This is a genomic window from Streptomyces sp. NPDC002476 (assembly GCF_042889785.1).
GTDB lineage: Bacteria > Actinomycetota > Actinomycetes > Streptomycetales > Streptomycetaceae > Streptomyces.
In genome coordinates this window covers 164,308-187,385 of sequence record NZ_JBIARH010000010.1, presented here as the reverse complement: position 1 = coordinate 187,385, position 23,078 = coordinate 164,308, and the positions used below count along the sequence as shown (strand labels likewise).

General features: G+C 72.7%; 19 protein-coding genes. 3 read left to right on the top strand and 16 right to left on the bottom strand.

The annotated features are described in order from the left end of the window. Nucleotides 1-55: 55 nt before the first annotated feature. The 5 genes from ACFYXM_RS15070 to ACFYXM_RS15050 all read right to left on the bottom strand — a co-directional run bounded on the left by ACFYXM_RS15070 (nt 56) and on the right by ACFYXM_RS15050 (nt 4,578). The gene (locus ACFYXM_RS15070) at nt 56-409 is read right to left on the bottom strand and encodes an MmcQ/YjbR family DNA-binding protein (RefSeq protein ID WP_389289431.1); all 354 of its coding nucleotides are present in this window, start codon (nt 407-409) and stop codon (nt 56-58) included. Further along, nucleotides 406-1,698 carry a hemolysin family protein gene (locus ACFYXM_RS15065; RefSeq protein ID WP_389289430.1) on the bottom strand — a complete coding sequence of 431 codons (1,293 nt, stop codon included), beginning with the start codon at nt 1,696-1,698 and terminating at the stop codon, nt 406-408. Before ACFYXM_RS15065 ends, ACFYXM_RS15070 begins: the two co-directional genes overlap by 4 nt. After that, on the bottom strand, nt 1,695-2,192 hold the full coding sequence (gene ybeY, locus ACFYXM_RS15060; protein WP_389289428.1) for an rRNA maturation RNase YbeY: 498 nt from the start codon (nt 2,190-2,192) through the stop codon (nt 1,695-1,697). The genes ACFYXM_RS15065 and ybeY overlap by 4 nt, the downstream gene beginning before the upstream one ends. Nucleotides 2,193-2,204: 12 nt before the next feature. After that, nucleotides 2,205-3,227, bottom strand: a complete 1,023-nt coding sequence (locus tag ACFYXM_RS15055) for a PhoH family protein (protein ID WP_389289426.1) — start codon at nt 3,225-3,227, stop codon at nt 2,205-2,207. Nucleotides 3,228-3,366: 139 nt separating this feature from the next. Next, on the bottom strand, nt 3,367-4,578 hold the full coding sequence (locus ACFYXM_RS15050; RefSeq protein WP_389289502.1) for a carbohydrate kinase family protein: 1,212 nt from the start codon (nt 4,576-4,578) through the stop codon (nt 3,367-3,369). Nucleotides 4,579-4,931: 353 nt separating this feature from the next. On the opposite strand from ACFYXM_RS15050, the gene ACFYXM_RS15045 reads away from it, so the two are divergent. Next, nucleotides 4,932-6,278: an MFS transporter gene (locus ACFYXM_RS15045; protein WP_389289424.1), complete on the top strand. Its 1,347-nt coding sequence runs from the start codon at nt 4,932-4,934 to the stop codon at nt 6,276-6,278. Nucleotides 6,279-6,517: 239 nt separating this feature from the next. Here ACFYXM_RS15045 and ACFYXM_RS15040 read toward each other — a convergent pair whose 3' ends face one another. The 9 genes from ACFYXM_RS15040 to hrcA form a co-directional block, all read right to left on the bottom strand. Beyond that, nucleotides 6,518-7,513 (bottom strand): adenosine deaminase, encoded by a 996-nt coding sequence (locus ACFYXM_RS15040; RefSeq protein ID WP_389289500.1) that lies wholly within the window; start codon nt 7,511-7,513, stop codon nt 6,518-6,520. 145 nt (nt 7,514-7,658) lie between these two features. Further along, the gene (locus ACFYXM_RS15035) at nt 7,659-8,582 is read right to left on the bottom strand and encodes a ribonuclease Z (protein ID WP_389289422.1); all 924 of its coding nucleotides are present in this window, start codon (nt 8,580-8,582) and stop codon (nt 7,659-7,661) included. A gap of 43 nt (nt 8,583-8,625) precedes the next feature. Continuing rightward, a complete protein-coding gene (locus ACFYXM_RS15030; protein WP_389289420.1) occupies nt 8,626-8,985 on the bottom strand; it encodes a histidine triad nucleotide-binding protein in 360 nt (119 codons plus the stop codon). Between the two features lie 344 nt (nt 8,986-9,329). Beyond that, nucleotides 9,330-12,569, bottom strand: coding sequence for a S41 family peptidase (locus ACFYXM_RS15025; protein ID WP_389289419.1), 3,240 nt, complete (start codon nt 12,567-12,569; stop codon nt 9,330-9,332). Nucleotides 12,570-13,028: 459 nt separating this feature from the next. Next, nucleotides 13,029-13,568: a hypothetical protein gene (locus ACFYXM_RS15020; protein WP_389289418.1), complete on the bottom strand. Its 540-nt coding sequence runs from the start codon at nt 13,566-13,568 to the stop codon at nt 13,029-13,031. An 84-nt stretch (nt 13,569-13,652) separates the two neighbouring features. Continuing rightward, entirely contained in the window at nt 13,653-14,399 is a 747-nt protein-coding gene (locus ACFYXM_RS15015) for a 16S rRNA (uracil(1498)-N(3))-methyltransferase (RefSeq protein WP_389289417.1), read from the bottom strand. Then, nucleotides 14,396-15,472: a nitronate monooxygenase gene (locus ACFYXM_RS15010; RefSeq protein ID WP_389289416.1), complete on the bottom strand. Its 1,077-nt coding sequence runs from the start codon at nt 15,470-15,472 to the stop codon at nt 14,396-14,398. The genes ACFYXM_RS15015 and ACFYXM_RS15010 overlap by 4 nt, the downstream gene beginning before the upstream one ends. Nucleotides 15,473-15,608: 136 nt before the next feature. Next, the gene (gene dnaJ / locus ACFYXM_RS15005) at nt 15,609-16,748 is read right to left on the bottom strand and encodes a molecular chaperone DnaJ (RefSeq protein ID WP_362624429.1); all 1,140 of its coding nucleotides are present in this window, start codon (nt 16,746-16,748) and stop codon (nt 15,609-15,611) included. Further along, a complete protein-coding gene (gene hrcA / locus ACFYXM_RS15000) occupies nt 16,749-17,765 on the bottom strand; it encodes a heat-inducible transcriptional repressor HrcA (RefSeq protein WP_389289415.1) in 1,017 nt (338 codons plus the stop codon). A gap of 202 nt (nt 17,766-17,967) precedes the next feature. On the opposite strand from hrcA, the gene ACFYXM_RS14995 reads away from it, so the two are divergent. Then, nucleotides 17,968-18,723 carry an MBL fold metallo-hydrolase gene (locus ACFYXM_RS14995; protein WP_389289414.1) on the top strand — a complete coding sequence of 252 codons (756 nt, stop codon included), beginning with the start codon at nt 17,968-17,970 and terminating at the stop codon, nt 18,721-18,723. A 107-nt stretch (nt 18,724-18,830) separates the two neighbouring features. Beyond that, nucleotides 18,831-19,649 (top strand): DUF3097 domain-containing protein, encoded by an 819-nt coding sequence (locus tag ACFYXM_RS14990; RefSeq protein WP_389289413.1) that lies wholly within the window; start codon nt 18,831-18,833, stop codon nt 19,647-19,649. A gap of 52 nt (nt 19,650-19,701) precedes the next feature. Here ACFYXM_RS14990 and hemW read toward each other — a convergent pair whose 3' ends face one another. Continuing rightward, nucleotides 19,702-20,943, bottom strand: a complete 1,242-nt coding sequence (gene hemW, locus ACFYXM_RS14985) for a radical SAM family heme chaperone HemW (protein ID WP_389289412.1) — start codon at nt 20,941-20,943, stop codon at nt 19,702-19,704. A gap of 93 nt (nt 20,944-21,036) precedes the next feature. Next, a complete protein-coding gene (locus tag ACFYXM_RS14980; RefSeq protein ID WP_389289498.1) occupies nt 21,037-22,962 on the bottom strand; it encodes a SpoIIE family protein phosphatase in 1,926 nt (641 codons plus the stop codon). Nucleotides 22,963-23,078 lie beyond the last annotated feature (116 nt).

Sequence of the window (23,078 nt, the reverse complement as noted above, 5' to 3'; positions counted from 1 at the left end):
GCGGCGAGGTGCCGCGGCCGTCGTCGTGCGCCCGCCAGGGACGGCGGGACGGCCCTCAGGCCCGGTCCAGCCGCAGCCGCTGGGTCCTGGGCAGCCCCGCCACCACCAGGTCGTAGGAGTCCTCGATCAGTTCGCGGAGCAGCCGGTCCGGCACGCCGGAGACCGTCACGGTGTTCCAGTGGCGCTTGTTCATGTGCCAGCCCGGCACCACTGCCTCGTATTCCTCCCGCAGCCGCACCGCGTCGTCGGGGTCGCACTTGAGGTTCACCGTCAGCGGGCGCGCTTCCAGCGTGCTGAGCGCGAACATCTTGCCGAGCACCTTGAAGACGGAGATCTCCGGACCGAAGGGGAACTCCTCCACGCTCGCGTTGAACTCCAGGCAGAAATCCCTCAGCTGCTGCGGAGTCACTCCTCTTCCTCCCCCTCCGGATCCACGGGCTCCACCAGCACCGTGACGATCTTGTTGCGGCGGCCCGCCGTGGACTCGGCGGTTAGCCGGATCCGCCGCCCGTCGGGCAGGTCGACCACTGCGGAGGCACCGGCGATCGGCACCCGCCCGAGCGCCTTGGCCAGCAGTCCGCCGACCGTCTCCACGTCCTCGTCGTCGTACTCTCCGAGGTCGAACAGCTCCCCCAGGTCGCCGATGTCGAGGCGGGCGGTCACCCGGTAGCAGCCGTTCTCCAGCTCCTGGACGGGCGGGAGTTCCCGGTCGTACTCGTCGGTGATCTCGCCGACGATCTCCTCCAGAATGTCCTCGATGGTGACGATGCCCGCCGTGCCGCCGTACTCGTCGATCACGACGGCGACGTGGCTGCGCTCCTGCTGCATCTCGCGCAGCAGGTCGCCGGCGTTCTTCGTGTCGGGCACGAACGCCGCCGGGCGCATCGCCGTGGAGACGAGGTCGGCCTCCGACTCGCGGTTGATGTGCGTCTTGCGGACCAGGTCCTTGAGGTAGACGATGCCGACGATGTCGTCCTCGTTCTCCCCTGTGACGGGGATGCGGGAGAAGCCGGAGCGCAGGGCCAGGGTCAGCGCCTGCCGGATCGTCTTGTAGCGCTCGATGCAGACCAGGTCGGTGCGCGGCACCATGACCTCGCGCACGAGCGTGTCGCCGAGTTCGAAGACGGAGTGCACCATGCGGCGCTCCTCGTCCTCGATCAGCGACTCCGCCTCGGCGAGGTCGACCATCGCCCGCAGTTCGGCCTCGCTGGCGAACGGTCCCTTGCGGAACCCCTTGCCCGGGGTCAGGGCGTTCCCGATGAGGATCAGCAGCTGCGGGATCGGGCCCATCACCCTGGCCAGCGGCAGCAGCGCGTACGCGGCGGCCGTGGCGGTGTTCAGCGGGTGCTGGCGGCCGATGGTGCGCGGCGAGACACCGATGGCGACGTAGGAGACGAGGACCATCACGGCCACGGCGACGGCCAGCGCCTCCCAGGTCCTCGGGAACTCCTGGAGACAGGCGTACGTGACGAGGACGGCGGCCGACATCTCGCAGGCGACCCGCACCAGCAGGGCGACGTTGAGATAGCGGGTCGGATCCGCCGCGACCTGCTCCAGCTTCTGGGCGCCGCGCCGCCCGGAGCGGACCGCCTCGGCGGCCCGGAAGCTCGACACGCGGGCGATGCCCGCCTCGGCGCAGGCCGCCAGCCAGCCGACGACGACCAGCAGGACGGCGCCCAGGACGAGGGGAACGCTCACGAGATCGTGGGGGCGGGCGAGGGACCGGTGAGACCCCGCTCGGCGCGCCAGCCGTCGACGATCGCGGCCTGCAGGCCGAACATCTCGGCCTTCTCGTCCGGCTCCTCGTGGTCGTACCCGAGAAGGTGCAGGACCCCGTGGACGGTGAGCAGCTGGAGCTCCTCGTCCATGGAGTGCCGGGTCTCCGCCTCCTCGCCCTGCTTCTTCGCGACCTCGGGGCAGAGCACGATGTCGCCGAGGAGCCCCTGCGGGGACTCCTCGGCGTCCTTGGACGGCGGGCGCAGTTCGTCCATCGGGAAGGACATGACGTCCGTCGGGCCCGGCAGGTCCATCCACTGGATGTGGAGCTGCTCCATGGCGTCGGAGTCCACCACGATCACCGAGAGCTCGGAGAGGGGGTGGATCCGCATCCGCGCGAGCGCGTAGCGGGCGATGTCGAGGATCGCCCGCTCGTCGACCTCGGTTCCGGACTCGTTGTTGACGTCGATCGACATGGCGTGCTGCGACTACTTCCCGTGGTGGCTGTTTCGGCTGTCGTACTTCTCGTACGCGTCGACGATACGGCCGACGAGCCTGTGCCGGACCACGTCGTGGGAGGTGAGCCAGGAGAAATGCACGTCCTCGACGCCTTCCAGGATGTCCTGGACCTGGCGCAGACCGCTCTTGGTCCCGTTCGGCAGGTCGACCTGGGTGATGTCACCGGTGATGACGATCTTCGAGTCGAAGCCGAGACGGGTGAGGAACATCTTCATCTGCTCGGGATTGGTGTTCTGAGCCTCGTCGAGAATGATGAAGGCGTCGTTGAGCGTCCGACCGCGCATATAGGCCAGCGGCGCGACCTCGATCGTGCCCGCCGCCATGAGCCGGGGGATCGAGTCGGGGTCGAGCATGTCGTGCAACGCGTCGTACAGCGGGCGCAGGTAGGGGTCGATCTTCTCGTAGAGGGTGCCCGGCAGGAAGCCGAGGCGTTCGCCCGCCTCGACCGCGGGCCGGGTCAGGATGATCCGGTTGACCTGCTTGGACTGGAGTGCCTGGACCGCCTTCGCCATGGCGAGGTAGGTCTTTCCGGTGCCCGCCGGGCCGATGCCGAAGACGACCGTGTGCTTGTCGATGGCGTCGACGTACCGCTTCTGGTTGAGCGTCTTGGGGCGGATCGTGCGACCGCGGCTGGAGAGGATGTTCTGGGTGAGCACCTCCGCCGGCGTCTCCTCCGCCTCGCCGCTCTCGCTCGCCCTGAGCATGGCGATCGAGCGTTCCACTGCGTCCTCCGTCATCGGCTGACCGGTGCGGAGCACCAGCATCATTTCGTTGAACAGGCGCTGGATGAGGGCGACTTCCCTCGCGTCTCCGGCGGCGCTGACCTCATTGCCCCGGACGTGGATGTCGGCCGCGGGGAAGGCTTTCTCGATCACGCGCAACAGGGAGTCGCCGGAGCCCAGAACGGTCACCATCGGGTGCTTGGCCGGGACGGTGAACTGGGCTCGCGCCTGCCCGGGCGCGGGGGTCTGGGCTATGGGTGTCTGCGTCATGGGCCGGCCCTGTGGCCTGCACATACCTCCCGTTGCAGGGTTCTCGCCGATCGACAACCTCTCGAATACCAAGACTACGACTCGCCGCGGACAACGCCGACAGCTTTTTCGTACCCGCCACGAACACGCGTGCCGCCGGTCACGCCGGGTGGCGGAAGCCGATCGTCGGCACGGCCCGGCGCAGCGGCCACGGCCGGGCGGCGGCGGGCAGCAGGTCCTCCAGGAACGCGTACCGCCTCAGCGCCGCCGGGTCCTGGTCGGGGAAGGTGCGCACCCGCTGCCACCAGGCGGCGATCTCGTCCCAGTCCGGGGCCGACAGCGACCCGCCGAACTCCTGCACCGAGAGCGCGGCGGTCAGTCCGGCGAAGGCCAGCCGGTCGGCCAGCGGCCAGTCCGCCAGGGTGCCGGTGACGAATCCGGCGACGAAGACGTCACCGGCGCCGGTCGGGTCCAGGGCCTCGACCTCGATGGCGGGCACCTCGGCGCTCGCCCCGGTCGCCGCGTCCACCGCGTACGCGCCCTCCGCGCCGAGGGTGACCACGGCGAGCGGCACCCGCTCGGCCAGGGCGTGGGCGGCGGCGCGGGGGCAGTCGGTGCGGGTGTAGCGCATGGCCTCCTCGGCGTTGGGCAGGAACGCCCGGCAGTGCTCCAGGTCGACGAGGGCGTCCAGGTCCCAGTGGCCGGTCTCGTCCCAGCCGATGTCGGCGAAGATCCTGGCCCCGTTGCGGGCCGCGGCGGCGACCCACGGCTCGCCGCGTCCGGGGGTGAGCGAGGCGATGGCGGCGCGGGCGCGGGGCGGGCAGCACGGGAACGTGGTTCCCGCGTCGGGCGGCGCGGCGCCGACGGCTCCGGCGGGGCCGGGAGCGCCCGCGGGCCCCCTGGCCCGGGGAGCGCCCGGGACGACCGCGGGGGGCGGGGCCTCGTGACCGTGCGAGACCATCGTGCGCTCGCCCTCGTACGCCATCGACACGGTCACCGGCGAGTGCCAGCCGGGAACGGTGTGCGACATGGACAGATCGATGCCCTCGCCGTGCTCCAGGGCGTCCCAGCAGTACTCCCCGTAGTGGTCGTCGCCGAACGCCGCGGCCAGGGAGGTGTGCAGGCCCAGCCGGGCCAGGGCGGTGGCCATGTTGGCGACCCCGCCGGGGCTGGAGCCCATGCCGCGCGCCCAGGACTCGGTGCCACGCACCGGGGCGCTGTCCAGGCCGGTGAAGATGATGTCGAGGAAGACCGTTCCGGTGAGGAAGACGTCGCAGTCGGGGTCGTGCGGGGCACGCAGCCCGTCCAGCGGGTCGACCCCGTCCGACGGGGCGGTGCCATCGCGCCGGGCGGCCTCGTCCAGCGGGGCGATATCCGGATGGTCCGCGCTCACCTTGCACTCCCCGGTCGTGGCAGATCTGGCCAGTCTGCCCGATCCCGGCCATCAAGCGGAGGGGTCCGCGCCACTTCTCCCCTGAGGCCGCGCCACCACCAGGGCCCCGACCTGCGAAAAAGTCCGCGTCTACCCGGCCAACCGAAACGCAAACCAATTTGTGGCCCAGATCACATCAGGGCGACTTCCTGGGAGCCGGAACCAGTTGATACAAATTGGGCCGCGAGCCCGGTTGGCGACTCTTGCCGACGCGTGCCCCTTATCTCCCCCGCACCACCATCCCCCTGTCTCCCTGCCGTCCTCGGCATGCCCTCGTGTCCTCAGGAACGCCCATGTCCCCGCGCCCGCGCGCCGCGTGGCCCCTGGTCGCCGTCTTCACCGCCGGCTACCTCGCCGCCTACCTGCTCCCCACCGTCGTCGGGCGGCTCTCCGTCCATCTGGGCCTGGGCCCGGCCCGGGCGGGCCTGGTGGGCAGCGCCCTGCTGCTGAGTTCGGCGGTCGCCGGATTCACGCTGGCGGGCCGGGTCGAGTCGTTCGGCCCGCGCAGGGCCGCCCGGACCGGGCTGGTGCTCGCCGCGGCGGGCTACGGCTGCGCGGCGCTGGCGGGCTCCGTGCCGCTGGTGGTCGCCGGTGCGATGGTCGGCGGACTCGGTTCCGGTACGGCGACCGCGGTGGCCGCTGCGGGTATCGCCGCACGGCACGACCCGCACCGGACCTCGTCGCTCGGTCTGCTGAGCGTCTCCGCGACGGCCGGCGCCCTCTATCTGACGATCCCGCACCTCGGCGGCGGCCACCGGCTGCCGTTCGCGTCGATCGCCCTGGTCGCCCTGCTCGTCTGCCCCGCCACCGCCCGGCTCGGCGGGGCCACTCGGGGCGGGACCGCCGCCCCGGTCGCCCGTCGGCTGCCGCACCGCCGCTCCGGGCTGGTGCTGGCGGGCGGCATGCTCGTCTGGTCCATGGCGCAGAACGCGCTGTGGGGCGTCAGCGGCCGGATCGGCACGGTGCAGGTCGGGCTCTCCGAAGTCACCGTCGGGGCGGTGTTCGCCGCCGCGCTCGGTGCGGGCCTGCTCGGGGTGACGGGCGCCGGGGTGCTGGGGGGCCGGCTCGGCCGGGCGGTGCCGGTCGGCCTGGGCACGGTGGTCATCGCGGCGAGCATCGTGCTCAGCTCGTCGGCCGGGGACCTCGGCTCGTTCGCGACCGGCGAGATCCTGTGGAACACCGTCTACCCGGTGGTCCTGTCGTACCTGATCGGTCTGGCCGCGTCCCTGGACGTGCGCGGCCGGTGGGCGGTCCTCGCGGGCTCCGCCTCGTCCGTCGGCGTGGCCTGCGGGCCGGTGCTCGGCAGCGTGCTGTCCGAGCGCGTCGGGTACCCGGTCATGGGCCTGCTGCTCGGCTCCCTCACGCTCCTGGTCGCCGTCCCGTTCACGGCCGTCGCCCTGCACACCGGCGGCCGGCCGCTGCTGCCGGGCGCGGTGCGCCGCAGGGGCGGTGCCCCGGCCGCGCTGCTCGCCGCCAGCAGCGGCGCGGTGCCCGGCCCGGTACCCGAACTGGGCGCGCCGGAGCAGGCCGTCGCGGAGATCAGCCCGCCCGCGCTGCGCGGCGGCCGTCCGGACCGGGACGCGTTCCGGACGGCCGGCCCGTCGGCCGGGGCCGTCCAGAGCCTGTCGGGGAACCCCTGACCGGGCGGCTACGCCGGCGCGCACTCCCCCGAGGCCTTGAGGGCCAGGGGACCCCCGCCGGCGTTGCCGAAATGTCCTGGCGGCTCCTTCCCCCGAGCTCTCAGCTCAGTTCGAGCAGGGGAGACCCCGCCCAAGAACGTCCCGGCGGCTTGGCAAGGCACGCACCGTGCCGTGTCCGCCTTCTGATCACACGCACCGTGCCGTGACCGCTTTCTGATCAAAGGTCGTCCGACAGGCTCTCAGTCGAACACGTACGCCTCGACCTCGGCCAGGTAGCGGGCCCTGCGCTCCTCGTCGTGGTCGAGGAAGGCGGCCTCGAAGGAGTTGCGGGCCAGGGTGCGCAGCTGCTCGCGGTCCAGGCCGAGGGCCTCGTGGACCGCGTGGAAGGTGTCGGCGACGTAGCCGCCGAAGTAGGCCGGGTCGTCCGAGTTCACCGTGCAGAGCAGCCCGGCGGCCATCATCTCCCGCAGCGGGTGCCGCTCCAGGGTGTCGATGGCGCGCAGCCGCACGTTGGACAGCGGGCAGAGGGTGAGCGGAACGCGCTCCGCGACCAGCCGCTCCACCAGCTCCGGGTCCTCCATACAGCGCAGTCCGTGGTCGATGCGCTCGACGCCGAGTACGTCCAGGCTCTCCCGGATGTACGCGGCGGGGCCCTCCTCGCCCGCATGGGCGACCTTGCGCAGCCCGAGCGCCCCGGCCGCCTCGTACACCTCTCGGAACTTGACGGGCGGGTGCCCGACCTCCGCCGAGTCGAGGCCGACGGCGCTGATCCGGTGCAGATACGGCTTCGCGGACTCCAGGGTCTCCATGGCCGACTCGGCGGACTGGTCGCGCAGGAAGCACATGATCAGCTGGGTGGAGATGCCGTGCCTCTCCTCGCTGCGCTCCAGCGCCCGGCCGAGTCCCTCCACGACGGTGCCGATCGGGACGCCGCGGGCGGTGTGCGCCTGCGGGTCGAAGAAGATCTCCGCGTGCCGGACGCCCTGGGCGGCGGCGCGGGCGAGATAGGCATCGGCGAGTTCCTCGAAGTCCCGCTCGGTCCGGAGCACCGTCATCAGCGCGTAGTACAGGTCGAGGAAGCTCTGCAGGTCCTCGAAGCGGTAGGCGGTGCGGAGCTCCTCGGTGTCCGCGTACGGCAGCCGCACGCCGTTGCGCTCGGCGAGCGCGAAGGCCAGCTCGGGTTCGAGGGTCCCCTCGATGTGGAGGTGGAGTTCGGCCTTGGGGAGGTGGTGCACGGGATTCTCGCTCACAGGGGCTGGTGCTCGTGGGGCCGCGGCTGCCGGTTCGCGGCAGGCGGTGCCGGGTCACCACCAGGCTATCGACCTGGGGCGACGGGGCGTGGATCAGGGAGCGACGCCCGATCGCCCCGGGTCCGCCGGGTCACGAAGCGGCCGGCGGGTGGTGCCGGGTGGGCACAGGGATCCGGTCGAGGTCGCGGGCGATGGTCAGCCCGCCCTCGAACCCCGCGGCGCGGGCCTGGACCTCGAAGACGGCCGGGTCGTCGTACCGCTGGGAGAAGTGGGTCAGCACGAGGTGTCGCACGCCCGCGTCCCGGGCGGCCCGGGCGGCCTGTCCGGCGGTCAGATGCCCGTGGTCGGCGGCGAGCCGCTCGTCCTCGTCGAGGAAGGTCGACTCGATGACCAGCAGGTCGCACCCCTCGGCGAGGACGTGGACGCCGTCGCAGAGCCGGGTGTCCATGACGAACGCGAACCGCTGGCCGGGCCGGTGCTCGGAGACGTCGTCGAGCGTGACGCCGCCGAGGGCGCCCTCGCGCTGGATCCGTCCGATGTCGGGGCCCTTGATGCCGTGCGCGGCGAGCCGGTCGGGCAGCATGCGGCGCCCGTCGGGTTCGACGAGCCGGTAGCCGTACGACTCGACGGGGTGCGAGAGGCGGTGGGCGCTGAGCGTGTACGCGTCCGTGACGGCGAGCACGCCGTCGGTGGCGACCGGCGCCTCGGTCAGTTCGACGGACTCGCGGTAGGCGGTGGCGTACCGCAGCCGTTCGAAGAAGCGCCGGCCGCTCGCCGGGTAGTGCGCGGTGACCGGGTGCGGCACCTGGTCGAGGTTGATCCGCTGGATCACCCCGGCCAGGCCGAGCGAGTGGTCGCCGTGGAAGTGCGTCACGCAGATCCGGTCGATGTCGTGCGCGGCGACACCGGCGCGCAGCATCTGGCGCTGGGTGCCCTCACCGGGGTCGAAGAGGATGCCCTCGCCGTCCCAGCGCAGCAGATAGCCGTTGTGGTTGCGGTGTCGGGTCGGGACCTGGCTGGCGGTGCCGAGGGCCACGAATTCGCGTACGGACATGGTGTGTTCTCGCTCGTTCCCGTGTTTCCCGGTGCCGGGAGTGTCAGCCGGGAGGCCACTGCATGCCGCGGCCGCCCAGGATGTGGGCGTGCGCGTGGAACACGGTCTGTCCGGCGCCGGAGCCGGTGTTGAGGACGATCCGGTACCCGGTCTCCACGAGCTTCTCGTCCGCGGCGACGTTCCCCGCCTCGCGGAGTATGTCGGCGGCGACCTCCGGCGCGGCGGCGGCGAGCGAGGCGGCGTCCGGGTAGTGCAGACGCGGGATGACGAGAACGTGGGTGGGTGCCTGCGGGTTTATGTCCCGGAAGGCCACGGTGGTCTCGGTCTCCCGGACGATGGTCGCCGGGACATCACCCGAAACGATCTTGCAGAACAGGCAGTCGGGCTGCGGTTCTCCCGCCATGGGCTCGGCTCCTCGGTCGGTGCTGGTCGCTGTGGGGTGGTGATCGTTGTACGGCATGGTATCCGGGCGGCCGACACCGCCCGCGAGCCCGGGTGGGGCACGGGAGGTCGCCGCCCGGAACGGGTCGGGGGGACCGGGCGGTCCGGGCCGAAGCCGCGGTCCGGACCGCCCGGGGAGGCGCTAGTGCCGTGACCGGCAAGGTTTGCCCGTAAGGAGCGTCGTCCGGTGCGTGCGATCGCAAGGCGGAGGGTCGTCCACGTACTGGGCGTACGTGGACGATCCCGACACCGTGGCGAGGCGCCGTGCCAGGCGTCGCAGGCCGGACGGGACTTTCGGAACACGCCCTACGCCCCCGGCCGCTGCGGCGCGCGCTTGGCCGGGGTCTCGGCCAGCGACGCCAGCGCGATCCTGATCGCCTCGTCCAACTGCGGGTCGCGTCCCGCCGCGTGGTCCTGCGGGGCCATCACGACCTCGACGTCGGGGTCGACCCCGTGGTTCTCCACGCCCCAGCCGTAGTTCTCGAACCAGAACGCGTACTTGGGCTGGGTGACCAGCGTCCCGTCGACGAGCGTGTACCGGCTGTCGATGCCGATCACACCGCCCCAGGTGCGCGTGCCGACGACCGGACCGATGCCCAGTGCCTTGATCGCGGCGTTCACGATGTCGCCGTCCGAGCCGGAGAACTCGTTGGCGACGGCGACCACCGGGCCGCGCGGCGCGTCCCCCGGGTAGCTGTACGGCTGCATGTCGCGCGGCACGTCCCAGCCGACGATGCGTCGGCCGAGCTTCTCCACGACCAGCTGCGAGGTGTGGCCGCCGCGGTTCTCCCGGACGTCCACGATCAGGCCCTCGCGGGCCACCTCGACGCGCAGGTCGCGGTGGAGCTGCGCCCAGCCCGAGCCGACCATGTCGGGGACGTGGAGGTAGCCCAGGCGTCCGCCGGACCGCTCGTGGACGTACGCCCGGCGGTCGGCGACCCAGGCGTGGTAGCGCAGCGCCTCCTCGTCGGCGACGGGCACGACGACGACATGGCGCGGGTCGCCGCCGTCAACGGGCGAGACGGTCAGCTCGACCGGCTTTCCGGCCGATCCGGTGAGCAGCGGTCCCGGCCCGGTCACCGGCTCGACGGGGTATCCGTCGACGGCCAGGATCGTGTCCCCGACGCGCGCCGCCACCCCCGGCGCCGCGAGCGGCGAGCGGGCTTCGGGGTCGGAGGTCTCGGACGGCAGGATGCGGTCGATGCGCCACGCGCCCTCGTCCGTACGGGAGATGTCCGCGCCGAGCAGTCCCTGGCGGGCGATCTCGTCGCGCCACCAGGCGGTGGGCCTCACATAGGCGTGCGAGGCGCCGAGTTCGCCCTGCACCTCCCACAGCAGGTCGACCAGGTCGTCGTGGGTGGCGACGCGGTCCAGCACCGGGCGGTAGCGGTCCAGGACCCCGTCCCAGTCGACGCCGCCCATGTCGGGGCGCCAGAAGTTGTCCCGCATGACGCGCCCGGCCTCGTCGTACATCTGGCGCCATTCGGCCGCCGGGTCGAGGGTGCGGCGGATCCGGGTGAGATCGACGGTGACGCTCGTGTCGCCGTCGTGGTCGTCGTCCCCGGCCGAAACCCGGCTGTCGGACGGCACGACGCGCAGCTTGCCCCCGGTGTGCAGGACGAGGCGCCTGCCGTCGCCGCTGACCGCGAAGGCGCCGACGTCGGAGGCGAGTTCCTCGCAGCGCAGCTTCTCCAGGTCGTACCGCTCCAGGACGGTCTCGGGCTCGCGGGAGTCGGGCGTGGCGCCGCTGGTGCCGAGCACCCCGGTCACCGGGTGGCACAGCCACAGCAGCCCGTCCTTCGCGGCGCGCAGCGTGGAGTACCTGGCGGCCTCGACGGGCACCGGCACGATCCGGTCGGCCAGCCCTTCGAGGTCGATGCGGGTGACGGGCAGCGCGGTCGGGTTGTCCTCGCCCTCCCCGCCGCCCTTCTCCTTCTCGGCCGGGCGGCCGTGGCGCTGCGGCCCGAACGGGGAGGGCGTGGTGGCGGCGAGCGTCAGCAGGTGCGGGCGGCAGGCGCCGATGAACGCCAGGTCGAAGACGTGGGTGTCGTAGATCGGGTCGAAGGACCGCTCGGAGAGGAACGCGAGGTGCTTGCCGTCGGTGGTGAACGCGGGGGCGAAGTCCCGGAAGCGCAGCGGGGTCGCCTCGGCCACCGACAGGTCGGCGAGGTGCGCCAGCTTGAGCTGGCGGAGCGGGTCGGGCCCGGGGTGCGACCAGGCGAGCCAGGCGGAGTCGGGCGAGAAGACCAGACCGGAGACGTCGCCGTGTTCGCTGCGGTCCACCTCGTGGACCTCGCCGCTCTCCCGCTCGACGAGCAGCACCCGCCCGTCGTGGGCGGCGACGGCGAACCTGCTGCCGTCCGGCGCCGCAGCGAGGCCGAGCACCCGGCCCAGGCGTCCCGCGGCGAGGCGGCGCGGCACGGCGCCCGGCGCGATGCCGGTGGCGGGGGCGCACTCCAGGGCGTCGTCGCCCTCGGCGTCGGTGACCCACACGACGTGCTGGTCGCCGTCGGCCTGGAAGGTGCGGGGCAGCCTGGCCCGTACGCCGGGTTCGACGGCGAGCGCGCGGACCGGGCCGTCGCGGTGGGTGACCCAGTGGACGGCGCCGCGCGTGGCGACCGCGCTGCCGCGGCCGGTGCGGTCCGGGGACGCGCTCTCCAGGTGGCCGCCCGCGTGCAGGGGGTGCGGCTGGAGGTCGGCGCGCTGGCCGCCGAGCCGGATGTCGAGGCGGCGGGGCTCGGCCCCGTCGAGGTCGTCCAGCAGCCACAGTTCACCGGCCGACGCGTAGCAGACGCGGGTGCCGTCGGTGGTCGCGTGCCGGGCGTAGAAGCCCTCGACGCCGGTGTGGCGGCGCAGGTCGGAACCGTCGGGGAGGGAGGAGTAGACCGCGCCGACGCCCTCGTAGTCGGAGAGGAACGCGAGACGGCCGCCCACCCACATCGGGGCCTCGATGTTGCCGTCGAGGTCCTCGTGGACGCGTATGAACTCCGCGGCCCCGTCTGCGGTTTCCGGTCGCTCTTCCCGTTCGAGCCACAACTTGCCCGCGGTGCCGCCCCGGTAGCGCTTCCACGCGGCGGCCTCGCGCCCCATGGTGGCCGAGAGCAGCAGGACCCGTCCGCCGGGGCCGTACGCGACGGAGCCGACCGGTCCGTACGGCAGGGTCCGCGCGGGCCCGCCGTCGGCCGGGACGGCCCTGGCCCAACTGCGTCTCAACGACGCCTGATCGTGGGCGCTGATGGCCAGTACGTCGCCCTCCGGCGTCCAGCCGCGTACGGAGGTGGTGGCGTCGCCCCAGTAGGTGAGCCGCCGGGACGGGCCGCCGTCGACGGGCGCGACGTGCACCTCGGGTGCCCCGTCCCGGGTGGACGTCCAGGCGACCCGCGTCCCGTCGGGGGATATCCGCGGGTGGGTGACGGGCCGGTTGTCGGCGCTGACGCGCCAGGCCCGGCCGCCGTCCAGCGGTGCCAGCCAGACGTCGTCCTCGGCGGTGAAGGCGATCACATCGCCCTGGACATGGGGGTATCGGAGATAGGCAGACTGCGTCACACCGATCACCCTAGGCCGCGGGCGTGCCCGGCGGTACCGGGTTGGCCGGAGTACGTCGGGGCCCGCGGCGGCGCACCGCGCCGGTCACCGGGCCCTGTCGTCGAACTGCCGTCGTCCGGCCGGAGGCCGGGCCGTGCGGCGTCCGGTACTTCCCCGAGTTCTCGGCTCCGCTCGAACAGGGGAGACCCCATTGGGCGCGAGGCGGAGGTTCGCCCTCGTACCAGGACCTACGAGGCCGACTGCGACAGCACCGCGAGCGTGCCGGCCAGGCGCCGCACGGCAGACGGCAGTTCGACGACAGGGCCTGACGCCTGTTGCACAACGGCCCGGAGGATCGTGCGGCACCTCATGCGCGGGATCGACACGCACGGTCAGTCGACAGGAAGCCGGACAGGAGCAAGCCCTCGGTGCGTCGGATCACAGCGGGAAACCAGCGCTGAACCCGTTCTGCAACAGGCTTCAGCCCCAGGGTGTGCCGGTCACCGTGACCGTCACGGTGACCGCGGGCCGGGCGCCGCCCTGGCCGCTGTTCCCGGGCGGGTACACCGCCCCGAACGTCGGTCTGGCGTCGCAGTCGCCGAGCACGTCTGTCCGGAACACGTCCCTGCCGTCGGCCCGAGCGGTCAGGTCGCCCCGCACGCACCGCCCGTCGAGGGCCTGGGTCACCTTGCCGCTGATCGAGATGTCCTGTCCGCCCCCGGTCCTTCCGGTGCACTCGACGTGCCCCGTCCGGGGCGGGGAGGCGGCCGGTGAACCGTTCACCGCCCCGCCCCCGTCCAGGCGGTCGACACCGGCCGAGCAGCTCAGCCAGCGCACGTCGACCCCGTTGCGCTCCAGGGCGCTGGTGCCGGTCCGGTCGGTGGTCACGGCAATGGACGCGGAGTTCAGACCGCCCGCCGGGTCACAGGCGACGAGCGCCGCGACCGCCGCGCCCGTGAGTGCGGACGCGGCCAGAAGTCGACGGATTCCGCTACGACACCATGCCCTTGTTGTCCCCATACGGGCAGCTTCCCACCGTTCGATCGCGAGACGGTAGACGGCTCGCGGCCTCTTCAGGGGTGGCACCGGCGCGCGGGAGGGCGCTCACGACCAGCGGCCGGTGCGCCCCATCAGCAGGGCCGTCGCCGCCGTTCCGGCCGTGGAGGTGCGCAGCACGCTCGCGCCGAGACGGCAGGTGCGGGCGCCGGCCTCGGCGAAGAGGCCCAGTTCGTCCGGGGACACGCCGCCTTCGGGGCCGACGACGAGCAAGATCTCGCCCTGGGCGGGGAGTTGAACGGTGGCCAGCGGTTCGCTGTCGTGGTCGCGGTCCTCGTGCAGGACGGCGGCGAAGTCCGCCGCGCCCAGGAGCGCGGCCACCTGTTTGGTCGTCAGCGTGTCCGCCACCTCGGGGAATCGCACCCGGCGCGACTGCTTGCCCGCCTCGCGGGCGGTGTTGCGCCATTTCGCGAGGGACTTGAGGCCGCGCTCGCCCTTCCACTGGGTGATGCAGCGCGATGCCTGCCAGGGCACGATCGCGTCGACGCCGGTCTCCGTCATCGTCTCCACGGCGACCTCGCCCCGGTCACCCTTGGGCAGCGCCTGGACGACGGTGATCCGGGGCGCGGGCGGGGGCTCCTCGTGGATCTCCGTCAGATCCATGACCACGAGCCGGTCCTTGCCCTCGGCGGCCCTGACGACGCCCTCGGTCCAGCGGCCCGCGCCGTCCGTCAGCACGACGTCCTCGCCGGGGCGCAGCCGCTTCACCGAGACGGCGTGCCGCCCTTCGGGCCCTTCCAGCACGAACTCCGGCCCGTCGGGGACCGCTTCGACGACGAAGACCGGTGCGGTCATCGCGTGCCCCCCGCGTTCAGTGCCGCCCGCGCGGCGTCCAGTTCCTCGACGAGGAGGCCGACCAGCCGGCCGGCGGGCACCTCGCGTGCCATCCGGTGTCCCTGCCCCGCCCACAGTGCCATGCCCTGGGCGTCCCCGGACGTGGCCGCCGCCTTGCGCAGTCCGGAGGTCAGGTAGTGGACCTGGGGGTAGGCGGCGGGGGCGTACGGACCGTGTTCGCGCATGAAACGGTTGAGCAGCCCTCGGGCGGGGCGGCCGGAGAACGCCCGGGTCAGGGCGGTCCCCGCGAACAGCGGATTGGTCAGCGCCTGCTTGTGCAGCGGGGTCGCGCCGGACTCGGGGCAGACGAGGAACGCCGTGCCGAGCTGCGCCGCCTGGGCGCCCGCGGCGAGCACCGCGGCGATCTGGGAGCCGCGCATCAGTCCGCCCGCGGCGACGATCGGCAGCTCCACGGTCTCGCGGACCTGCGCGACCAGGGAGAGCAGGCCGATGCCGGTGCCGTCGTTCAGCGGGTCGTCGCGGTGGGTGGACTGGTGGCCGCCCGCCTCCACGCCCTGCGCGCAGACCGCGTCGGCGCCCGCCCACTGGGCCGCCTGGGCCTCCTCCGGCGTGGTCACCGTCACGACGGTGTACGTGCCGACGTTCGCGAGCGCGTCGAGGGTGTCGCGGGTCGGGCAGCCGAAGGTGAACGAGACGGCCGGGACGGGGTCGTCCAGAAGGATGGCGAGCTTGGCCTCGTAGCCGTCGTCGCCCCCGTCGGCGTCCGGGTCGCCGAGCGGGGTCTCGTACCAGGCACCCTCGCCCGCGAGCTGATGCCGGTACACGTCGACGGCGCTCGGGTCGGCGAGGTCGGGCTGCGGCATGAAGAGATTGACGCCGAAGGGCCGGCCGGTGAGCGTGCGCAGCCGCTTGATCTCGTTGTACATGCCGTCGGCCGTCTTGTACCCGGCGGCGAGGAAGCCCAGCCCGCCCGCTTCCGAGACGGCTGCGGCGAGCTCCGGACGGGACGTACCGCCCGCCATGGGGGCCTGCACGATCGGATACCGGCAGAGATCGGTCAACACGGATGACATGACCGCATCGTGTCACGTCCGGTGCACCCAGGCGCGCGCGGGACGCGACCGTGGGCCGTTCTCCGTCGGACGGAGAACGGCCCACAAGGTCCGCGTCAGCCCGCGCGGGGCCGCTCGACGACCCGCGCGAGGCCCGTCAGCGGCCGTTGAAGGCGTCCTTCAGCCGGGAGAACAGCCCCTGCTGCCCCGGCTGGAACTGGCCGGTGGGCCGCTCCTCGCCCCGCATCTTCGCCAGTTCGCGCAGCAGTCGTTCCTGCTCCGGGTCGAGCTTCGTCGGGGTCATCACCTCGACGTGCACGACCAGGTCGCCGCGTCCGCCGCCCCTCAGATGAGTGATGCCGCGTCCGTGCAGCGGGACCGACTGGCCGGACTGGGTGCCGGGCCTGATGTCGACCTCCTCCAGGCCGTCGAGCGTCTCCAGCGGCACCTTCGTGCCGAGCGCGCCCGCCGTCATGGGGATCGTGACGGTGCAGTGCAGGTCGTCACCGCGGCGCTGGAACACCGGGTGCGGCAGTTCATGGATCTCCACGTACAGGTCGCCGGCCGGGCCGCCGCCGGGGCCGACCTCGCCCTCGCCCGCGAGCTGGATGCGGGTGCCGTTGTCGACACCCGCCGGGATCTTCACGGTGAGCGTGCGGCGCGACCGGACGCGGCCGTCCCCGGCGCACTCCGGGCACGGGGTCGGCACGACCGTGCCGAAGCCCTGGCACTGCGGGCAGGGCCGCGAGGTCATGACCTGGCCCAGGAAGGACCGGGTGACCTGGGAGACCTCGCCGCGTCCGCGGCACATGTCACAGGTCTGGGCGGAGGTGCCGGGAGCGGCACCCTCGCCGCTGCACGTGGTGCAGACGACGGCGGTGTCGACCTGGATGTCCTTGGTGGTGCCGAACGCCGCCTCGGCGAGATCGACCTCCAGCCGGATCATCGCGTCCTGGCCGCGCCGGGTGCGCGAGCGGGGCCCGCGCTGCGACGACGTACCGAAGAACGCGTCCATGATGTCGGAGAAGTTGCCGAAGCCGCCCTGTCCGAAGCCGCCCGCGCCGCCACCGCCGCCGGAAGCGGACAGCGGGTCGCCGCCGAGGTCGTAGACCTGCTTCTTCTGCGGGTCCGACAGCACTTCGTAGGCGGCGTTGATCTCCTTGAACCGCTCCTGTGTCTTCGGATCGGGATTCACATCCGGGTGCAGCTCGCGGGCGAGCCTCCGGAATGCCTTCTTGATCTCGTCCTGGGACGCGTCGCGGCGCACGCCGAGTACGGCGTAGTAGTCCGTGGCCACTTACGACTCCGCCAGGATCTGTCCGACGTAACGTGCCACTGCGCGTACCGCTCCCATCGTTCCGGGGTAGTCCATGCGGGTCGGTCCGACCACGCCGAGTTTGGCGACTGCCTCGCCGCCCGAACCGTAGCCGACTGTGACGACGGACGTGGAGTTCAGTCCCTCGTAGTCGTTCTCGTGCCCGATGCGTACGGTCATGCCCGAGTCCTTGGCCTCACCGAGCAGCTTCAGCAGCACGACCTGCTCCTCCAACGCCTCCAGCACCGGCCGGATCATCACGGGGAAGTCGTGTCCGAAGCGGGTGAGGTTGGAGGTGCCGCCGATCATCAGGCGCTCCTCCGTGTCCTCGACCAGGGTTTCGAGCAGGGTGGAGAGCACGGTGGACACGGTCCCCCGGTCCTCGCTCTCGAAGGATTCCGGCAGGTCCTGCACCAGCTGCGGGACGTCCGAGAAACGGCGCCCGACGACCCGGCTGTTGAGACGGGCCCGCAGATCGGCCAGCGAGGTCTCGCCCATCGGGGCGGGGCAGTCGATCATGCGCTGTTCGACCCGGCCGGTGTCCGTGATCAGCACGAGCATCAGCCGGGCGGGGGCCAGCGACAGCAGTTCCACGTGCCGCACCGTCGACCGGGTCAGCGAGGGGTACTGCACGATGGCGACCTGCCGGGTCAGCTGCGCGAGCAGCCGGACGGTGCGGCTCACGACGTCGTCGAGGTCGACCGCACCGTCGAGGAAATTGTGGATGGCGCGGCGCTCCGGCGACGAGAGGGGCTTGACGCCCGCCAGCCTGTCGACGAAGAGCCGGTAACCCTTGTCCGTCGGGATGCGCCCGGCACTGGTGTGGGGCTGGGCGATGAAGCCCTCGTCCTCCAGCACCGCCATGTCGTTGCGGACGGTGGCCGGGGAAACCCCGAGCTTGTGCCGCTCGGTGAGCGCCTTGGAGCCGACCGGCTCCTCGGTGCCCACGTAGTCCTGAACGATGGCGCGCAGCACTTCGAGTCTGCGTTCGCTGAGCATCGCGCGCACCTCCAGGTAGCTGGTTCAGCGGTGGTTCCCGGGCCGTACCCGACTTCTTTCCCCAGGGATCCGCCTGGCACTCTGTCAGCGCGAGTGCCAGCCATCCCCCGGTCAGTGTACGGCGGCCGACTGGGGACCTAGCAAGGGCGACCGGCCACGCGGTCGCGAGACCGTACCGGTCCGCTGCCGATAGCGTCCCGGTATGGACACCTCTTGGGAAGAGTTCGGCTGGGAGCGGATCGGTCACGGTACGGGACGGCGCCGCCTGCCCGGCTGGGACGCGACGACCGCGCTGGTGGCCGGGGCGGAGGGCGTGCTGCTCGTCGACACCGGGTCCACGCTCCGCGAGGGGGCCGGGATCCGGGACGGGGCACGAGCCCTGCTCGGCCGTGAGGTGACGCATATCGCACTCACCCACCCCCATTTCGATCACGTTCTGGGCACCGCGGCGTTCCCGGGTGTCCGGGCGGCCGGGGGCGTCCGGGTCTACGGGGCGGCCGGTACGGCGGACCTGCTGAGGAGCGCGGGCGGGGCTGCGGATCTGCGCTCCGACGCGGTACGCCACGGGGTGCCCGAGCACGAGGCGACCGAGGCCGTCGCCGCGCTGGTGGCGCCGGATCACGAGGTGCGCGATGAACGGACAGTCGATCTGGGCGGCGGCCGGCGGGTGCTGCTGGCGAATCTGGGCCCCGCGCACAGCGGCCACGATCTGGTGGCGGTCGTGCCGGGTTCCCCCGCCGTGGTGTTCTGCGGCGATCTGGTCGAGGAGTCCGGTGAACCTCAGGCGGGCCCGGACGCGGCCTTGGCCCGCTGGCCGGCCGCGCTGGACCGGCTGCTGGCGCTGGGGGGCGAGGACGCGGTGTACGTCCCCGGGCACGGAGCGGTCGTGGACGCCGCGTTCGTCAGGGACCAGCGCGACCGGCTGGCGGCGCTGTACGGGGGACTCACGGGCCCCTGAAAGGCAGCGGGAGGACGGGGGGCCTCGTCGGCGTGCGAGGCGGGCTCCTCGGCGTGCGGGCCGGCCCCTCGGCGTGTCGTGGGCCGTTCCCGTCCTATCGTCGTCCGATGCGCAGCTACCAGCCGGACCTGACCCCGCCGTGGAAGAGGTCCGCCCCCGTTCCCGAGGTCCCCGCCGAAGCCGATCTGGTCGTGGAGGAGGTCTCCACCGGGTTCTGCGGTGCGGTGATCCGCTGCGAGAAGACGGCCCAAGGACCGACAGTGACCCTGGAGGACCGTTTCGGCAAGCACCGGGTGTTTCCGATGGAGCCGCGCGGCTTCCTGCTGGAGGGCAGGGTGGTCACGCTGGTGCGGCCGTCGGCGGCTTCACCGGCGCGCCCCGCGCGCACGGCCTCGGGATCGATCGCGGTCCCCGGGGCGCGTGCCCGGGTCGCACGGGCGGGGCGGATCTATGTGGAGGGCCGGCACGACGCGGAACTGGTCGAGCGGGTCTGGGGCGACGACCTGCGGATCGAGGGCGTGGTCGTCGAGTACCTGGAGGGTGTCGACGACCTTCCGGCCGTCGTGCGCGAGTTCTCCCCCGGCCCGGACGCCCGGCTCGGCGTCCTGGTGGACCACCTGGTACCGGGGTCCAAGGAGTCCCGGATCGCGGAGCGGGTGTCGGACGCGAACGTGCTGGTGGTCGGCCATCCCTACATCGACGTGTGGGAGGCCGTGAAGCCGTCGTCCGTGGGCATCGCCGGCTGGCCGGTGGTGCCGCGCGGCCAGGACTGGAAGACGGGCGTGTGCCGGGCGCTGGGCTGGGAGGAGAACACCGGCGCCGCCTGGCAGCGCATTCTGTCCTCGGTGCGCTCGTACCGGGACCTGGAGCCGACACTTCTGGGTTCAGTGGAACACCTGATCGATTTTGTGACGGCGCCCGAATGAGTGCGTGACGGCCCCCGGATCCGGTCCCTCCGGCGGCTGAGGAGCGGGGTCCTCAGTCCACCAGGTCCCGCACCACCGCGTCGGCCAGCAGCCGTCCGCGCAGGGTGAGCACCGCCCTCCCCCGCTCGTACGGCTCCGGCTGCAACAGCCCGTCCTCGACCGCGCGGTCGGCCGCGGCCAGACCCGCCGGCTTCAGCAGGGACAGCGGGCAACCGTCCGCGAGGCGCAGTTCCAGCAGGATCCGCTCGACCCGCCGGTCCTCGGCGGAGAGGATCTCGCGCCCGGCGCCGGGTGAGCGTCCCTCGGCCAGCGCCTGCGCGTACGCCCCGGGGTGCTTCACATTCCACCAGCGCACGCCTCCGACATGGCTGTGCGCCCCCGGTCCAGCGCCCCACCAGTCGGCCCCGCGCCAGTACAGCTCGTTGTGCAGACAGCGGGCCTCGGGCGTGCGGGCCCAGTTCGACACCTCGTACCAGGAGAAGCCCGCCGCGGTCATCGCCTCGTCCGCGATCAGGTACCGGTCCGCGTGGGCGTCGTCGTCGGTCATCGGGATCTCGCCGCGCCGGATGCGTCGGGCCAGCCCGGTGCCCTCCTCGACGATCAGCGCGTACGCGGACACATGGTCCGGACCGGCCCCGATCGCCGCGTCCAGGGAGGCCCGCCAGTCGTCGTCGGACTCGCCGGGCGTGCCGTAGATCAGGTCGAGGTTGACGTGGTCGAAGCCCGCCGCCTGCGCCTCGGCGACACACGCCTCCGGCCGTCCGGGGGTGTGTGTGCGGTCCAGGACCTTCAGCACGTGCTGCCGGGCGCTCTGCATGCCGAACGAGATCCGGTTGAAGCCGCCCTCCCGCAGTTCGGCGAGATACGCCGGACCGACGGATTCCGGGTTCGCCTCGGTGGTGATCTCGGCGTCGTCCGCGAGACCGAACTCGTCGCGGATCGCCCCCAGCATCCGGACCAGGTCGGCGGCGGCCAGCAGGGTCGGCGTCCCGCCTCCGACGAAGACCGTACGGACCCGGCGCGGGTCGTCGCCGAGGACCTCGCGGGCCCGGCGGACCTCGCCGATCAGATGAGTGGCGTAGTTGTCCCGGGAGGCCAGGGCGCCGCCGGAGCCGCGCAGCTCGGTCGCGGTGTAGGTGTTGAAGTCGCAGTAGCCGCAGCGGGTCGCGCAGTAGGGCACGTGCAGGTAGAAGCCGAGCGGACGGTCGGCGGCGCCTTCCAGGGCATGGCGGGGCAGCGCCCCGTCGTCGGGCACGGGTTCACCATCGGGAAGTACGGAAGGCATACCGCCCATTGTCCCCCGTCGAACGGCAACGCCCGGCCATGCCCATGACGCAAGCCCAGAGGCATGCCCATGACGCACGACCGTGACGGCGGGCGCCCGCGCTCACCCCGCCCGGAGCACCAGCAGCGCCAGGTCGTCGTCCGGCGGGCGCTCGGCGAACTCGTGCACGGCCCGTTTGATCCGGTCCGCGATGCCGTCCGCCGACAGGCCCGTGCAGTCGGCCAGCGCCCGGGCCAGACCGTCCCCGTCGTCGAACATCAGCGTTCCGGACCGCCGCTCGGTCACCCCGTCCGTGACACACAGCAGGCTGTCGCCCGGTGTCAGGTCGAAGCTCTGGCTCTCGTACGCGACGTCGTCGAAGAGGCCGAGCAGCATCTGCGGCTCGGCGGCCGGGCGCACCTCGCCGTCGGGCCGCAGCAGCAACGGCAGCGGATGGCCGGCGCTGGCCAGGGTGCAGCGCACGCCGCCCTCCGGCAGCGGGACGAGCTCCCCGTACAGCAGGGAGAGGAAGCGGGACTGCCCGGTGTCCGCGGTCTGCTGGCCGCCCGCCGCGGCCACCATGAGGGCGGCCGCCTCGGCGGCCTCCATCGCGTCGTCGAGGAGCAGCCGGTTGAGCCGGTCCAGCACCTCGCCGACGCCGAAGCCCTCGCGGGCCAGCAGCCGCAGCCAGGGCCGGGCCAGGCCGGTGACGACGGCGGCCTCGGGGCCGCTGCCCTGAACGTCGCCGAGGACGAAGCACCAGCGGTCGCCGGGGCACGGGAAGATGTCGTAGAAGTCGCCGCCGACGACCCCGTCGTCGCTGGGTTCGTACACCAGCGCGCTGGTCACCCCGGGTATGTCGGCGACCTTGCCGGGCAGCAGCGCCCGTTGCAGGATGCGGCTGATCGTGGCCTGCCGGCTGTAGGCGCGGGCGGCGCCGACGGCGAGGCCGACCCGGCGGACGAAGTCCTCGATCAGGGCGGTCACTTCGTCGGGGACGCGCCCCGCGCCCTCCCGGCCGAGGAGCACGGCGCCGAGCGTGCGGCCGCCCGCCGTGATGCGGTAGGCGAGGGCGGCCCGGGCGTGCGCCTCCGGCTCCTCCCCTCCCTCCTCGCCCCAGGGCCAGGGCAGGCAGATGGGACCGGTGCCGACCCGCTCGGGCAGCCGGATGGGGTCCTGTTCGAGCATCGTGCGCAGCGGCGCGGTCTCTGTCTCGTCCCGGTGCCAGACGCTGGCGAGCCGGGGCACGGCCACCGGGCCGCCGTTCTCCGGCTCCAGCCATATCGCGCACCAGTCGGCGAGCCTGGGCACCAGTAACTGTCCGGCGAGCGCCGCGACGATGTCCTCGTCGAGCTGACCGGCGAGCAGGTCCGAGGCCTCGGCGAGGAACGAGAGCGCGCCCCGGCCGGCCCAGTCCGCGTCGTCGCGCAGGGCGCGCCGGGCCGTGGGGGCGAGCAGTTCGGCGGCGCGCAGCCCGTGCTGGAACCCGGTCTCGGCGGACGGTTCGGGGAAGGGGTTCCAGTCGTCGACGGGGAGCCGGGCCCAGACGGTCTTGAGACCGGTGCGGTACGTGATGCCCCAGCGCTCGGCGAGGGTGCCGACGAGCTGGAGCCCGCGGCCGTACTCGGCGGGATCGGTGGGCGCGGCGAAGCCGGTGACGGCCGGGCCGTCCGCCGGGCCGCCGTCCTCCGGGCGTTCGCCGCGCACGGCACGGGCGGGGTGGTGGTCGGAGACCTCCAGCACCAGGGCCGCGGCCTCGTCCTCGGTGGCCTCCTCCAGCCGGCACAGCAGCTCGACGTTGGTCCCGGCGTGCACCACCGCGTTGGTGACCAGTTCGCTGGCGACGACCGAGGCGTCGTCGGCCAGCCGCTCGCTGACGCCCACGGCCGCAGGCAGTCCGCTCCCGGTCCACTCGGTGAGCGCGGCCCGCACGAACCGGCGGCCGGCGGAAGGGGCAAGGAGATTTCCGGGCAGAGATGTACGGGCCACCGGCCGCTCATCCGCACGGCCGACGGTGATACCGGGACGCTGAACGATGTCCCGCTGCAAGGGAATGGACCCCACGGCGCAGCTCCTGACCTGTTCTCGCTCTGGCTGTTCTCGTTGCTGTCTGTTCTCGCTGGAAGCCTCTGACGACACCGACAGACTGACAGATGGACCAGGTC